Raw genomic sequence first — 13,821 nt, forward strand, 5'->3', positions numbered from 1 at the left:
CGGCGCCCGTGGCCCTATGCTGCCGGCATGGGACCGCTGATCCACATCGCCCTCACCCTGTCGCGCCTTGCGCGCCGCCGCTGGACGCGGGCACAGGCTGCGGTCGCGCTCGGGGCCCTGGTCCTCGCGGCCGGGATCGTCACGGTCGATCGTCTCGGCTACTGGCCGGACTGGATGCGCGCCCTGGGCCATCAGGGATCGGGGCTGCGCCGGTGAGCCCGCTTGCGCTTTTCGAAAGGCCCATCATGAAGACAGCCGACTGCGACATCCTGATCCTGCCGGGCTATGCCGGCTCCGAGGCGGAGCACTGGCAGAGCCGCTGGGCCGGGCGCCTCCGGACGGCGCGGGTGGTCGAGCAGGCGGACTGGCACCGGCCCGATCCGGAATCCTGGCGCGCGCGCATCGTCGAGGCGGTGGAGGCGGCGCGCCGGCCCGTGATCCTGATCGCCCACAGCCTCGGCGTGGTCGCCGCGGTGGAGGCCGCCCCCCGCTTCCCGCCAAGAGTCGTGCGCGGCGCGCTGCTCGTGGCCTTCCCCGACATCGAGGCGGGGGCGGACCTGCCCGACAGCGTGCGCGCCTTCGCCCCCGTGCCGCGCGATCCGCTGCCCTTCCCCTCGCTGCTGGTGGCGAGCCGCACCGACCCGCACTGCACCTACGAGCGGGCCGAGGACTACGCCTATGCCTGGGGCTCGGCTCTGGTCGATGCGGGCGAATCCGGCCACATCAACGTGGCGAGCGGGCACGGCCCCTGGCCCGAGGGCCTGATGCGGCTCGCGGGCTTCATGAAGGGGCTCTGACGGGCGCGCGTCGATCTATGGGCGCTTGGCCTGCTCGGTGCCGGACTTGGCCGCCAGGAACATCCCCGGCGGGCGCGGCGTTGGCGAGGCATATCCCCGTCACACCGCAGGCGCCCGATGGCATCGGGCGTCCGAGAGAGGAACTTCATGGCCCCGATCGAGAATCCCACCGAGGCCCGCCAGGGCGAGAAGGGCAAGCCCGTCCTCTACGTGCTGGTCGCCAGCCTGATCCTGCTCGCCGTCGCCACCGTCGGCCTGCTGAGCTGGAACCGCGCCGAGTCTCCCGCCGACTACGCCGGCAAGAGCCAGGACTCGGCCCGCGAGATCACGACGGGCTCGGTCAACAAGGCCCCGTCCTCCAACAGCGGCAATGTCCCGGCCGAGAATCCAGCCTATCCGCAGCCCTCGCAGAACAAGGCGCAGTAAGCCGCACCGCGCGAGGTTCGAGACAAGCCTCCCGGGAGCGATTTCCGGGAGGTTTTTCATGGGATCACGGCTCGTCGATCGCGGCACGCGTCCCCGGGACGGTCCTGCAAGGCGCGACGACGACAGCCTCGACCGGACGCTCGGGCGACGGAAGCCGAGCGGGTCACCCGGCAACGATGCGGGAGGCTACAAGTCGGCGGCCTTGAGGGCGCCGAGCAGGAAGGCGATCATCGTTGGAAGCGGCGGCAGCGCCGTGTCCTGTTGCCGGCTCACCAACAGCGGATGGCAGTAGCGCACGATCGCGGCATGGAGGCAGGCGGCGACCGCCTTCGGGTCGGCGACGGCGAAGTGGCCCTCGCGCACGCCGTCCTCGACCACGCGCTCGAACACCGCCTCGATACGGTCGACATGCGCCTGGCAGACCGACCAGCTCTCGCTCATCGCCGCCTCGACCATCTCGTGGACCCGCGGATGCGCCTCCCAGCGGCGGCGGCAATCGTTGTGCAGGGCCGTGACGATGCGCGTGAGCCGCTCCGGCGCGTCGAGCCGCGGCGCGGTGGCGATCGCCGCGATCATCGCCTCGATCTCGCCGGTCACCCGCTCGACCACGGCCTCGTTGATCGCCTTCTTGGAATCGAAGAAACGGTAGACGTTGGCCGGGCTCATCTTGAGGGTCCGGGCGATGTCGGCGACCGTGGTCTTCTGGTAGCCGATCTCCCGGAATGATCGGGCCGCCACCTCCACGATCCGGTCGCGGGTCGTCGGCGTGGTCTCCTCGGCGGGGAGCGGGATGAGGTGGGCCGTGGCGGCGGACATTATCGTGAGTACCTAGGCCTCGCGCTTGGTGGCGTCAAAAAGAGTGGCAGCTACCTGACGGATAGCGGGCCACACTCCAAGTCGCGTAGCCGGCGATCCGTTCCCGGAACAGGCGGCGCGACGGGAACATCCCTGCGCGGTGTGGCCGATTTGCCCCACGACGGGCCGCCTCCATCCCCTGACAGACCACCCTGGCCATGGGCAAGGAAATTCCAGGGGAATGCCATGAAGTTCGACGGCCGTGCGCCGATCACCGGCGCGGATGCGGGCATCGGCGGGCGGGCGCCGAGCGCTTCGCATGCGCCGAGCGGAGCCTCGGGCCCCTCGACATCCTCGTCAACGATGCCGGTCAGGCCGTGTAGGGCAATCGCTCGAAGCCGCCTACGCGGCTTCGCGGCGCGAAGAGCGCCGCGCGGAGCGGGCTTTTCAGGACATGTGTCCTGAAAAGCGTCGAGCGGAGCGAAAGCCTAAGCCCGCGGAGGCGGGCGCCGGCGACTGAGGCAAGTCAACAAACCAGGGCAATCGCTTCAAGCGATTGCCCTGTCAGGCCGTGAGCGTCATGAAGGTCGCCGAGATGGACGACGTCGTGCCGGAGCGCATCCTGCGGATCGATCCGATGGCGTCGCTTCAGGAGCCGAACTGCGAGCCGAGCTGTTCCAGATACTCCGCGAGATCGAGGCCGCCGACACGGCGCCCGTACTCGAAGCGCTGGCCCCGGCGGATGTCGATCCGGCTCGACCGGGTGTTGAGCGTGAACGGCTTCACGCAGATCCAAGCACCGTCGGTGCGGTGCTCGAAATAGCCGAGGATCTCGTGGGCGGCCATGGCGTCTCGTCCGGGGCTCGGGGATCGACCGGACCAACGGACGAGGCAGCGGAAAGTTCGCCGGGACGAGCACTAAGTCTTTATATGGTCAAGCTTATCGTCGTCAGCGCGATCCCGTCGAGCCGAAGCCGCCCTGCCCGCGCCGGCCGACGCCGTCGCCTTCATCGGCGACCGGCTCCTCGATCAGTTCGAAGTCCGGCCGCACGATCCGGGTGAACACGATCTGCGCGATGCGCTCGCCCGGCTCGATGCCGATCGGCGCGCCCGCCGGATTGCGGTTCCAGGCGGAGATCAGGAGCGGACCCTCGTAATCCGCATCGATCACTCCCGTGCCGTTGCCGAGCACGAGGCCGTCGCGATGGCCCCGCCCGGAACGGGGATAGACCAGCCCGCACCAATCGGGATTGCCGATCCGCACCGAGAGCCCGGCCGGGATCAGCACCGGTGGGGCCTGCGGCGCCAGCAGCAGCGGCGCGTCGAGGCAGGCATGGAGATCGAGCCCCGCCGAGCCGGGACTGCCCCAGCGGGGAAAGCCCCAGCCCGAGAGGCGGGGATCGAGGATGCGCAGCCCCACCCTCATCGCGGGGCCTTCGCGAAAAACCGTTTCGTCGCATCCTCGCGCAAGCGGCGGCCTCGTACGATCCAGGATCCGATGCGACTCTGGTCGACGCCGGGCGGCGAGGCAATCGAGGATGGGGAATGGCGCGCTGGATCGCGGGACTGGACGGGTGCCGCGGCGCCTGGGCCGGCGTGCTGATGGACCGCGACGATCCCGAGCGCTGGCGCACCGCCCGCTTCGCAAGCGTCCGCGACGGGCTCGATGCGCCGGAGGCGCCCGAGATCGTCGGCATCGACGTGCCGATCGGCCTGCCCGAGCGCATCCGCGACAAGGGCCGCACCGCCGACAACGCCGCGCGGGCGCTGCTGGGTCGAAAGCGCACCAGCGTCTTCCCGGTGCCGCCCCGCGCCGCGGTCTACGCGGCGGATTACGCGGCGGCCAAGGCGCTCTCGCGCGAACGCTCCGAGCCGCCCTTCGCCCCCTCGCTCCAGTGCTGGAATATTTTTCGGTATATCAAGGAGGTGGACACGCTGCTGCGGGCGGAGCCGGCCCTCCGGACGCGGGTGCACGAGGTGCATCCGGAGGTCGCCTTCTTCCGCCTCAACGGCGACCGGCCGCTGCGGGCCGGCAAGCGCGAGGCGGCCGGGCTCGCCGAGCGCCGGATGCTGCTGGAAGTTGCCGGGTTGCCGCCCGCCCTCGTCGCCTCGGCCCCGCCGCGGGGCGTCGCAGCGGACGACCATCTCGACGCCATGGCCGCCCTCGTCGTCGCCCGCGACATCGCCGAGCATCGCGCCGTGGCGCTGCCGCCGGACTTCGAGCACGACGCGGAGGGGCTGCCGGTGGTGATCTGGGCGCCGGCCAAGGGACTGGAAAAGGGGCTGGAAAAGGGACTGGAAGCGGGGCTCGGAGGCGGCCCGGATTGCTGATAGGCCTTGAGCCATGAGCGATTCAGAGCTGCCGACCCGCGACGTCGCCCGTGCCCTGGTGTTCGACCCGGCCGGGCGCCTGCTCCTCATCGAGTACGAGGCCTTGCGCCCGATCGATCCGGACAAGCCCGACGCGCGCGGCTTCTGGTTCATGCCCGGCGGCGGCCTGGAGCCCGGCGAGACCCACGAGGAGGCCTGCCGTCGCGAATTGTCCGAAGAGATCGGCGTCGCGGACGTCGAACTCGGTCCGCTGGTCGCGGTCTGCGACGGGCCGTTCCACCTGTTCCGCAAGCCGCGCTACGCCCGCGAGCGCTACTTCGTGGTGCGGCTGCCGAGCGACGTGATCGACACGCGCCGGCTCGCCGAGACCGAGGACAATCCGGTCCGCGGCACCCGCTGGTGGTGCCTTGACGCACTTGCCGCGAGCGCCGAGCGGGTCGAGCCCGCCGGCCTCGCGATTCTGGCGCAACAAATCGTGACCGGGGACGTTCCGGGCACGCCTGTGCGTTTAAATTGGCGCAACGCGTGACGGCGCGGCCGGTGACGCCACCGGCCGCGGGGTCATGCCGCCAGAGGCGACGCGCGATGCGGCGCGCCCCGTCCGACGCTCGGAAGGTCGATCGGGGGCCGCACGTGCGCTGCCGCACCCGACCATAACCGGAGAGCGACACGATGTTTCCTGAGGTTCTGACGGAAGGCTACAAGACCTTCCTCGGTGAGCGCCTGCCGAACGAGCGGCGCAAGTACGAAGCCCTGGGCGCCGGCCAGGAACCGGACGTGCTGCTGATCGGCTGCTGCGACAGCCGCGTGGCCCCGGAGGTGATCTTCGACACCGGGCCCGGCCAGATCTTCACGATCCGCAACGTCGCCAACATCGTCCCGCCCGCCGAGGACAACAAGGGCGAGAGCCATCACGGCACGTCCTCGGCGCTTGAATTCGCGGTGGTCGCCCTCAAGGTGAAGCACATCGTCGTGATGGGCCACGCCACCTGCGGCGGCATCAAGGCCGCCGGCCTCGGCTCGGACCCGCTGTCGAGCGGCAACTACATCGGCAACTGGGTCTCGCTGGTGGAGCCGGCCAAGGCGAAGCTCGCGGCGGAGGGCGACCACAAGGACAAGGACGACTACCTCACCCGGCTCGAATACGCGATGATCGGCCAGAGCCTCGAGAACCTGATGACGTTCGACTTCGTGCGCGAGGCGGTCGAGGCCGGCCGGCTCCACCTGCACGGGGCGCATTTCGGCATCGCCACCGGCGAACTGCGCATCCGCGACCCGAAGACCGGCGAGTTCCACTCCGTCCTCGCCCGCGACGGCCAGAGCCTGGCTCCCTCCGCGCTGATCCACTGCAGCTGATCCGGTCATCCGCGCATCCCCCTCTCTCCGCACGCGGGGAGAGGGCTTCGGCGACCCTGTCGCCGCCGACGCGAAGCGGCAGCCGAAGGTGAGGGGCTTCGAAGGAGCCTCTTCCATCGGGTCCCCCTCATTGCCGCTTCGGCTTCGCCGCTTTCCGCAGGCACGACGAGGTGCGTGCGGGGAGAGGGAAAGCCGACCGATGCGGGAGAGAATAAAAAAAGCGGCGGGCCACTCGGCCCGCCGCTCTTTCATGACCGACTCAGTCGTCTAGGCGGCTCAGCGGGCGCCCGGCAGGCGCTGGGCCATCGCGTAATGCTGCTGCAGCACCGGCACGGCCTGCTGGGCATAGTTGCGCAGGGCCGGGTTGGGGCCGGACTGGGCGTAGGACTGGTGCATCTGAAGCGACATCTGATGCGACATCACCTGCTGGCGGCCGTAGAGGCGGTCGAACTGCGGGCCGGCCGGGGTGGCGGACAGCTCGGCGAGCATCTGCTGCTGCTGCGGGTTCAAGCGACCGCCGAGGCCGGTGCCCGCGGTGGTGTCGACGTCGAATGCCCGGGTTCCGGCCGCCGCGCCGCGCGCGGCACCCGTGCCGGCGCCTTCGAGGCCGCCGACCGGGCCGCCCTGGAGCGTGCCGCCGACGACGCCGACCGCTGCCCCCGTGGCCGCGCCGACCGCGCCGCCCGCCACTTGGAGCGGAGCCTCGATCAGGCCGCCGATCGGCCCGCCGATGCCACCCGCCACGGCGTCGCGTCCGCCGCCGGTCAGGGCCACGGCCGCGGCGTGATGGTCGCGGATGGCTTCCTTGGCGAAGGCGCGCACGGCCGGGTTGCGGCTCTTCTGCAGGGCGATCTGGCTGGACTGAATCTCGAACGAGTTGGCCTGCAGCGCGTCCATGCGGAAATCGCCCATGCCCTGAGCGAAGGCGGGCGTGGCCATGACGGCGACGAGAGCGGACGCGACAGCGTATTTCTTCAGCATACTGTACCTCTGATAAGGAGCAATCGACATAGGAACTGGCCCCATGGACCGGATGCACCGGTCGAGGCCGCGATATCGACTTCAGCCGGTCAACGATTCCCCTCCGCCATGGTTCCCTCACCTTGACATCGCGAGATTCGCAGCCCGCGCAGACGGACAAGCTCGTCCTCGTCCAGATCCTGCGCGCCGTCGCGGCGGGGCTCGTCGTGGTGCATCACGCCCAGCACGAGGCGGCGCTCCTCGCCGCGCGCACCGGTGCCGCCTTCGCTCCGGCCGCATGGCTGCCCTGGCCGGCGGGCGTCGACGTGTTCTTCGTCATCTCCGGCTTCATCATCGTTCACGCCTCCGCCCCGTTCTACGGGCGCGCGGACGGGCGCCGACGCTTCGCGGCGCACCGGATCGCCCGGCTGGTTCCGCTCTACTGGCTGGTGAGCGCGGCCTATCTCGCCCTCGGCCTCGCGGCGCCGTCCGTCCTCGGCGGGCAGGGCGGCGGGCCGGATGCGGGGGCCATCCTCGCCTCGTTCCTGTTCGTGCCGACGGCGCGGCCCGACGGGAGCGTGCTGCCGCTCTACGGGCTCGGCTGGACGCTCAACTACGAGATGGCCTTCTACGCCCTGTTCGCCCTGGGCCTCGGGTTCGGGCGGCGCGGGGCCGTCGCCTGGATCGCGCTGGCGCTCGGCGCGCTCGTGCTCGCCGCCCGCCTCGTGCCGGCTCCGCCCGTGCCCCTCGCCTTCTGGGGCGACCCGATCGTCCTCGAATTCGTCCTCGGCGCCGGGCTCGCGCTGGCGCGGGCGGACGGCCTGCGCCTCGGCACGCCGGCCCGCCTCGCCCTGGCCGCGTCGGGCCTCGCGCTGCTCGCCGCCGCGCCCGCAGAGCCGGCCCTGCGCCCGCTGGACTGGGGCGGCCCGGCGGCCCTGCTCGTGGCGGCGGCGGTGCTCGGGCGGGACCGGCCCGGTCCCCGGGGCAGCGCGTTCGGGGTGCGGGCGCTGTCCGTCGCGGCCTCATTCGCGGCGCGGCTGGGGGATGCCTCCTACGCCCTCTACCTGCTGCATCCCTTCGGGCTGCGGGCCGTCCGCGAAGCCCTGGCGCGCACCGGTCTCGCCGCTTGGCTCGGACCCTGGCCGAGCCTCGCCCTGATGGTCGCCTTCACCGTGCCGGTCGCGCTCGTCGCCTACGCCCTCGTCGAGCGCCCGCTGACCCGGTGGGTCCGCGCCCGGCTCGACCCGGACGGATCCGCAAAAAAAGCCGTCGGGTCGGACACATAGACCCATCATCATCGGGGACGGCGGCGATGGGCCCGGTTTTCCGGGAGACCGTTTCGCTCTAGCCTCCGATGCTTCGATCCTGCGGCCCGCGCCGCACAGTCACAAAGAACTTGTTCGAGGAGGTTGGCCATGAAGACCCTGCTCGTTCCGGTCACGCTGCACGACGCGCTGCCCTCCGTGTTCGCGACCGCGGTGCTCGTGGCGCGCCGCTTCGGCAGCGTGATCGAGGGTATCGCGCTGCGCCCCGCGCTCGCCGAGTACGTTCCCGTCGACATGGTCGGCGGCATGACGTGGCTGCGCGACGAGGAGGCCGACCAGGCCGAGGCGCAGGATGCCGGCGCCCGCTTCGTCGCCGCGATGGAGGCCGCCGGCCTGCCGCGCCGCGAGTTCGGCGCCGCCTGCTCGCCGGACGCGGCGGCCAATGCCGGCCCGCGCTACCGCTGGCGGCCGGACGTGCCGCCGGGCGACGCCTTCCTCGGCCAGTATGCCCGCCTGTTCGCGGCCACCGTGGTCGGGCGGCCGGGTCCGGAGGACGGCGCGCCGCGCATGACCACGTTCGAGACCGCGCTGTTCGAGAGCGGGCGGCCGATCCTGCTGGCCCCGCCCGAGGCTCCGGATTGCCTCGGCGAATCGATCCTGATCGCCTGGAACGGCTCGACCGAGACGGCGCGGGCTATCGCCTTCGCCATGCCGTTCCTGCGCCGCGCCCGGCGCATCCTCGTGCTCAGCGCCGAGGGCGGCATGGTGCCGGGCCCCAGCGCCGAGGACGTGGCCCGCTCGCTCGCCGCCGAAGGCATCGAGGCCTCGCACAAGGAGTTGCTCGCCGGGCGCCGCACGCCGGGCGAACTCTACCTCGACACCGCCGAGAGCACCGGCTGCGATCTCCTGATCAAGGGCGCCTACACCCAGAGCCGCCTGCGCCAGATGATTTTCGGCGGGCCCACGAGCCACATCCTGTCGCAGGCGAAGGTGCCGGTGCTGATGGCACATTGAGGCGGCGCGCCCGAACCGTCGTATCAGCCGCGCCCGCCAAGTCCTTGATGGTATGTCATCGAACCGCATTGCCCCAGTTGCGGCCGCTTCGTGGCGGCCACGATCGCGATGGCTCGTGCCGCGTTCGATTGCGCGCACGAGGAGTTGCCAAGCCCGAGCCTGCCCGCTAAAGTCCTGAAAAGCTTGAACTTTTCAATCATTCTAATCTACGGGCGTTTCAAAGCCGGCTTCCGGTGGCGCCGCGGGATGGGATGATCGGGAAGGCTCAAGACACCGCCGTCCCCCGGCGGAACCCGACAGGCACGACAGGTTCGCGATCCCCGCATGATCGTCTGCTCTTGCAACGTCCTCTCCGACGGACAGGTCCGTGCGTGCCTGCAGCCGGGCCCCGGCTGTCCCCGCACGCCGGCCCAGGTCTACGGCTGCCTCGGCTGCAGCGCGAAATGCGGGCGCTGCGCCCGCACCATCCGCGGCATCCTGCGCAACGCGCTGGCGGAGGCCGAGACTCATGCGGCCCACGCCTGCACCACCGGCTGCGAAGCGGCTTGCAGTTTGGGATCGTTCCAAACTACAAGGGAGCCAGAGGGCGTCGCTGCCTGAGACGGATCGACCGTTCGTCCCGACGCCTCGCTACTGAGGAGTACGGGCCGATGAAGGGTGACGCGAAGGTCATCGAATATCTGAACCGGGGCCTGCGCAGCGAGCTGACCGCGGTCAGCCAGTACTGGCTCCACTTCCGCCTGCTGAACGATTGGGGCTACGTCGACCTCGCCAAGTTCTGGCGCAAGGAATCGATCGAGGAGATGAACCACGCGGATCGGTTCATCGACCGGATCCTGTTCCTCGACGGCTTCCCGAACCTCCAGGAGCTCGACCCGCTGAAGATCGGGCAGAACGTCCAGGAGATCATCGAGTGCGATCTCGCGGCCGAGAACGAGGCCCGCGCGCTCTACCTCGAGGCCGCCAAGTACTGCGACTCGATCAACGACCGCGTCACCAAGATCCTGTTCGAGGAGCTGGCCGCCGACGAGGAGGGCCATATCGATTTCCTCGAGACGCAGCTCGACCTCATCGGCCAGATCGGCCTGCCGCTCTACGCCCAGCGCCACATCGGCGGTCTGCAGCAGATCGAGCCCGAGAAGGACTAAGCACCACCTTCCCCTCCCCCTTGCGGGGAGGGGTCAGGGGTGGGGGTCGGCCAGAAGGCACCGTTGCGATTCCTTCTGCACCACCTCCTACCTCCTCCCCGCAGGGGGGAGGAGAATGCTGCTCACGCCTTCGACTTCCCCACCAGCACCGGCTTCGCGTTCGCCCGCTCGGGGAAGAGCGTCTTCAGATCCTGCAGCTTCGGCGCGTCGTTGGTGACGATGTAGCCGTTGTTCGGATGCAGGGTCATGTAGTCCTGATGATAGTCCTCCGCCGGGAAGAAGGCGCCCTGTTCGATCGTCGTGGCGATGGGGCGCGAGAACGCCTTTCCGGCATCCAACTGGCCGATATAGGCCTTGGCCACCCGCGCCTGCTCGGCATCCGCCGGGAAGACGGCGGAGCGGTATTGCGGGCCGGTGTCCGGGCCCTGGCGGTTCACCTGGGTCGGGTCCAGCGCCACCGAGAAGAAGATCTGCAGCAGCTCGTCGTAGCGGATCACCGCCGGATCGTAGGTGATCCTGACCGCTTCGGCGTGGCCCGTGCGGCCGGTGCCGACCGCGTCGTAGGTGGCGCTGGCCTTGGTGCCGCCGGCGTAACCGGAGACGGCTTGGCGGACGCCCTTCACGTGCTGGAACACGCCCTGCACGCCCCAGAAGCAGCCGCCGGCCAGCGTCGCGGTGCGCAGGCCGGAGCCTTCCTGCGCCCGCTCGGTGGCGTCGGGCAGGCGCCGCCCGGCCTCCTCGGCGGAGACCGGCGCCAGCGGCAGAAGAGCACCGGCCAGCAGACCGAGCCCGGCGAGGCCGCCGATCAGCATCGTCTTCAGGGAATGCGGACGGCGCGCGGTGTCAGGCATCACTTCTTGGGTCATAACGCGGCTCCCTTCTGGTCGGCGGCGGGCTCGAAGCGCAGGGCCACGCCGTTCATGCAGTAGCGCAGGCCCGTGGGACGCGGCCCGTCCTCGAAGACGTGGCCGAGATGGCCGCCGCAGCGGCGGCAATGCACCTCGGTGCGGCGCATGCCGTAGGCGGTGTCGGTCTGCGTGCCGATCGCCTCGGGAAGCGGCTGATAGAAACTCGGCCAGCCGGTGCCGCTCTCGAACTTGGTCTCGGAGGCGAACAGCGGCAGGTCGCAGCCGGCACACACGAAGCGCCCGGCCCGCTTCTCCTTGTTCAGGGGGCTGGTGCCGGCCCGCTCGGTACCGTGCTCGCGCAGCACCGTGTAGGCGGCAGGGCTGAGAATCCGGCGCCACTCGGCCTCGGTCTTCGTCACCTCGAACGTCTTCCCGGCCTGGGCCGAAGCCGGTCCGGCGAGGCGCGAGGCGGCGAGCAGGCCGAGGAACGAGGCGCCGGCACACAGGGTTTGACGGCGGTTCATGCGGGGTCTCCGATCACGGGGCTCACCCAACGGACTTCGCCGGGGCCGGGCCGGCGGTTACGCCGGGTGTTTCGATCGCGCGCAATCGGATAGCACGGAATCCGCCCGTGCGCCGCGGGGACCATCCGCCGCATGGCTCCGCGCTTAGCCCTGCACCGCTGCGTTGACGCTGACGGGCCTGCACATTACCTCCTGCTGTCGGCCGGCCGAGGTGGCCTCGCGGAAGCGCTCCGCCGTTCCGGGGACGGGGCGGCAGGCCGAACCGGCTTCACGAGACTTCCCCGTCCACCGGGGCCGCCTCTCCGGCGGCGTGGCGCGGCGGGCGTTTCCCGAGAGACAGCGAGGGCCGATCGGCCACCCGGGACCCGCGATGGATTCGACCCTCACTCCCGATGCCGAGACGGCCCTGCGCGAGGACGCGCGCCGCGCCGGCTACGAGGCCTCGCCGGCCTCCGACCCGCGCAGCCCGGTGATGCGCTTCTCGAACGACGAGCCGCTGGCGATGGATTCCGGCGCTCGCCTCGGCCCGTTCCAGATCGCCTACCAGACCGCGGGCACGCTGAACGCCGACCGCTCCAACGCGGTGCTGATCTGCCACGCGCTCACCGGCGACCAGTACTTCGCGCAACCCCATCCGGTCACCGCCAAGCCCGGATGGTGGGAGACGCTGGTGGGGCCCGGCAAGCCGGTCGATACGAACCGCTACTTCGTCGTCTGCTCCAACGTCATCGGCTCCTGCATGGGCTCGACCGGCCCGGCCTCGCTCGATCCCGCGACCGACCGGCCCTACGGGCTCGACTTCCCGCTGGTGACGGTCCGCGACATGGTGCGCGCCCAGGCGATGCTGCTCGACCGGCTCGGCGTGCCCGACCTGTTCCTCTGCATCGGCGGCTCGATGGGCGGGATGCAGGTGCTGCAATGGGCCTCGCTCTTCCCCGACCGGGTCTTCGCGGCGATGCCGATCGCCACCGGCGCCCGACATTCGGCGCAGAACATCGCCTTCCACGAGGTCGGGCGCCAGGCCATCATGGCCGACCCGGCTTGGGAAGAAGGCCGCTATCTGGAAGCCGGCACCCGGCCGTCCAAGGGCCTCGGCGTCGCCCGGATGGGCGCGCACATCACCTACCTGTCGGAGCCGGCGCTGCATCGCAAGTTCGGCCGCCGCCTGCAGAACCGGGCGGCGCCGACCTTTTCCTTCAACGCCGACTTCCAGATCGAGAGCTACCTGCGCCACCAGGGCCTCTCCTTCGTCGAGCGGTTCGACGCCAACGCCTATCTCTACCTCACCCGCGCGATGGACTATTTCGACCTCGCCGAGGACCATGGCGGCGTGCTCGCCAATGCCTTCCGCGGCTCCAAGACCCGGTTCTGCGTGATGTCCTTCACCTCCGACTGGCTGTTCCCCACCGCCGATTCCCGCGCCATCGTCCACGCGCTGAACGCGGTCGCCGCCCCCGTCGCCTTCGTGGAAGTCGAGAGCGACAAGGGCCACGACGCCTTCCTGCTCGAAGAACCGGCGATGTTCTCAGCGGCCAAAGGCTTCATCGACGCGGCGGCGCGGGCGCGCGGCCTGTGAGCGGACCCGCCGTGGAGACGGAGCGCTTCACCGACGCCGCCTCCGGCGCGCCGTGGGACGCGGCCGAAGGGCTGCCCCGCGAGGCCGGCGCCCGCATCGACCACATCGTCGTGCTCGGCCTCGTGCCGCCGGGCGCCCGCGTCCTCGACATCGGCTGCGGCGACGGCTCGCTCCTGGCGCTGCTGCGCGACCGGCGCGGGGTCGACGGGCGCGGCATCGAGTTGTCGCGCGAAGGCGTCAACGCCTGTCTCAGTCGCGGCCTGCCGGTGATCCAGGGCGACGCCGACACCGATCTCGCCAACTACCCCGACGGCGCCTTCGACGTCGTGATCCTGTCCCAGACCATCCAGGCGACCCGCAACCCGCGCATCGTGCTGGAGCACCTGCTGCGGATCGGACGGCAGGTGGTGATCTCCTTCCCGAATTTCGGCCATTGGCGGGTGCGGGCCGAACTCGCCTTCCGCGGCCGGATGCCGGTCACCGAGATCATGCCGGAGGCGTGGTACGAGACGCCCAACATCCATCACTGCACCATCCGCGACTTCGTCGGCCTGTGCCGCCTCGTCGGCGCCCGCATCGAGAAGGCCACGGCGCTGGACGCCCGCGGCCGGCCGATGCGCTTCTCGATGCCGTGGTGGTTCTGGAACCTGATCGGCGCGCAGGGGGTGTTTTTGCTGCGGCGGGGGCGCCCCAAGTCCTGAGATTCCAAAGGGATCATCCCTTTGGCGGGGTGCGGGGCGGGGCCCCGCTTCGTCATCCCAGGGTTCCACCCTGGACCCGC

General features: G+C 70.6%; 18 protein-coding genes. 12 read left to right on the plus strand and 6 right to left on the minus strand.

Features of this window, described 5'->3' with window-relative positions; all coding sequences use genetic code 11:
- Positions 1 to 27: 27 nt before the first annotated feature.
- The 3 genes from HNR00_RS02960 to HNR00_RS02970 all read left to right on the plus strand — a co-directional run bounded on the left by HNR00_RS02960 (position 28) and on the right by HNR00_RS02970 (position 1,223).
- Positions 28 to 216, plus strand: coding sequence for a nitroreductase family protein (locus HNR00_RS02960; protein ID WP_183564658.1), 189 nt, complete (start codon positions 28 to 30; stop codon positions 214 to 216).
- Positions 217 to 245: 29 nt separating this feature from the next.
- The gene (locus HNR00_RS02965) at positions 246 to 797 is read left to right on the plus strand and encodes an RBBP9/YdeN family alpha/beta hydrolase (RefSeq protein ID WP_183564661.1); all 552 of its coding nucleotides are present in this window, start codon (positions 246 to 248) and stop codon (positions 795 to 797) included.
- Positions 798 to 944: 147 nt separating this feature from the next.
- Positions 945 to 1,223 (plus strand): hypothetical protein, encoded by a 279-nt coding sequence (locus HNR00_RS02970; protein WP_183564664.1) that lies wholly within the window; start codon positions 945 to 947, stop codon positions 1,221 to 1,223.
- A gap of 186 nt (positions 1,224 to 1,409) precedes the next feature.
- Here HNR00_RS02970 and HNR00_RS02975 read toward each other — a convergent pair whose 3' ends face one another.
- From HNR00_RS02975 to dut, 3 genes are all read right to left on the minus strand, one after another.
- On the minus strand, positions 1,410 to 2,039 hold the full coding sequence (locus tag HNR00_RS02975) for a TetR/AcrR family transcriptional regulator (protein WP_183564667.1): 630 nt from the start codon (positions 2,037 to 2,039) through the stop codon (positions 1,410 to 1,412).
- A gap of 627 nt (positions 2,040 to 2,666) precedes the next feature.
- Complete coding sequence (locus tag HNR00_RS02980) at positions 2,667 to 2,864, minus strand: hypothetical protein (protein ID WP_183564671.1); 198 nt, start codon at positions 2,862 to 2,864, stop codon at positions 2,667 to 2,669.
- Between the two features lie 103 nt (positions 2,865 to 2,967).
- Positions 2,968 to 3,444 carry a dUTP diphosphatase gene (gene dut / locus HNR00_RS02985; protein WP_183564674.1) on the minus strand — a complete coding sequence of 159 codons (477 nt, stop codon included), beginning with the start codon at positions 3,442 to 3,444 and terminating at the stop codon, positions 2,968 to 2,970.
- A 119-nt stretch (positions 3,445 to 3,563) separates the two neighbouring features.
- Here dut and HNR00_RS02990 point away from each other — a divergent pair, with 119 nt between their 5' ends.
- The 3 genes from HNR00_RS02990 (at position 3,564) to HNR00_RS03000 (ending at position 5,705) form a co-directional block, all read left to right on the plus strand.
- Positions 3,564 to 4,349 (plus strand): DUF429 domain-containing protein, encoded by a 786-nt coding sequence (locus HNR00_RS02990; RefSeq protein WP_183564677.1) that lies wholly within the window; start codon positions 3,564 to 3,566, stop codon positions 4,347 to 4,349.
- A gap of 13 nt (positions 4,350 to 4,362) precedes the next feature.
- A complete protein-coding gene (locus tag HNR00_RS02995) occupies positions 4,363 to 4,878 on the plus strand; it encodes an NUDIX hydrolase (RefSeq protein ID WP_183564679.1) in 516 nt (171 codons plus the stop codon).
- Positions 4,879 to 5,021: 143 nt separating this feature from the next.
- Positions 5,022 to 5,705: a carbonic anhydrase gene (locus HNR00_RS03000; protein WP_183564682.1), complete on the plus strand. Its 684-nt coding sequence runs from the start codon at positions 5,022 to 5,024 to the stop codon at positions 5,703 to 5,705.
- 276 nt (positions 5,706 to 5,981) lie between these two features.
- Here the strand turns inward: HNR00_RS03000 and HNR00_RS03005 are convergent, their stop codons facing one another.
- Positions 5,982 to 6,686 (minus strand): DUF4142 domain-containing protein, encoded by a 705-nt coding sequence (locus HNR00_RS03005; RefSeq protein ID WP_183564685.1) that lies wholly within the window; start codon positions 6,684 to 6,686, stop codon positions 5,982 to 5,984.
- A gap of 122 nt (positions 6,687 to 6,808) precedes the next feature.
- Between HNR00_RS03005 and HNR00_RS03010 the strand changes: the two genes are divergently transcribed.
- The 4 genes from HNR00_RS03010 (at position 6,809) to bfr (ending at position 10,092) form a co-directional block, all read left to right on the plus strand.
- A complete protein-coding gene (locus tag HNR00_RS03010) occupies positions 6,809 to 7,951 on the plus strand; it encodes an acyltransferase family protein (protein ID WP_183564687.1) in 1,143 nt (380 codons plus the stop codon).
- Positions 7,952 to 8,080: 129 nt separating this feature from the next.
- Positions 8,081 to 8,944 carry a universal stress protein gene (locus HNR00_RS03015; RefSeq protein ID WP_183564689.1) on the plus strand — a complete coding sequence of 288 codons (864 nt, stop codon included), beginning with the start codon at positions 8,081 to 8,083 and terminating at the stop codon, positions 8,942 to 8,944.
- A gap of 324 nt (positions 8,945 to 9,268) precedes the next feature.
- Positions 9,269 to 9,544, plus strand: a complete 276-nt coding sequence (locus tag HNR00_RS03020; RefSeq protein WP_183564691.1) for a (2Fe-2S)-binding protein — start codon at positions 9,269 to 9,271, stop codon at positions 9,542 to 9,544.
- Between the two features lie 50 nt (positions 9,545 to 9,594).
- Positions 9,595 to 10,092, plus strand: coding sequence for a bacterioferritin (bfr, locus tag HNR00_RS03025; protein ID WP_056240891.1), 498 nt, complete (start codon positions 9,595 to 9,597; stop codon positions 10,090 to 10,092).
- 122 nt (positions 10,093 to 10,214) lie between these two features.
- Here the strand turns inward: bfr and msrA are convergent, their stop codons facing one another.
- Together msrA and msrB are read right to left on the minus strand one after the other, a co-directional pair.
- Positions 10,215 to 10,943 (minus strand): peptide-methionine (S)-S-oxide reductase MsrA, encoded by a 729-nt coding sequence (msrA, locus tag HNR00_RS03030; protein ID WP_183564693.1) that lies wholly within the window; start codon positions 10,941 to 10,943, stop codon positions 10,215 to 10,217.
- 11 nt (positions 10,944 to 10,954) lie between these two features.
- Entirely contained in the window at positions 10,955 to 11,464 is a 510-nt protein-coding gene (gene msrB, locus HNR00_RS03035) for a peptide-methionine (R)-S-oxide reductase MsrB (protein ID WP_183564695.1), read from the minus strand.
- 370 nt (positions 11,465 to 11,834) lie between these two features.
- Here msrB and metX point away from each other — a divergent pair, with 370 nt between their 5' ends.
- Both metX and metW read left to right on the plus strand, forming a co-directional pair.
- Complete coding sequence (gene metX, locus HNR00_RS03040; RefSeq protein ID WP_183564697.1) at positions 11,835 to 13,040, plus strand: homoserine O-acetyltransferase MetX; 1,206 nt, start codon at positions 11,835 to 11,837, stop codon at positions 13,038 to 13,040.
- Positions 13,041 to 13,051: 11 nt separating this feature from the next.
- Positions 13,052 to 13,741 carry a methionine biosynthesis protein MetW gene (gene metW, locus HNR00_RS03045; protein WP_183565455.1) on the plus strand — a complete coding sequence of 230 codons (690 nt, stop codon included), beginning with the start codon at positions 13,052 to 13,054 and terminating at the stop codon, positions 13,739 to 13,741.
- The last annotated feature ends 80 nt before the right edge of the window (positions 13,742 to 13,821 follow it).

The organism is Methylorubrum rhodinum (assembly GCF_014199935.1).
GTDB lineage: Bacteria > Pseudomonadota > Alphaproteobacteria > Rhizobiales > Beijerinckiaceae > Methylobacterium > Methylobacterium rhodinum.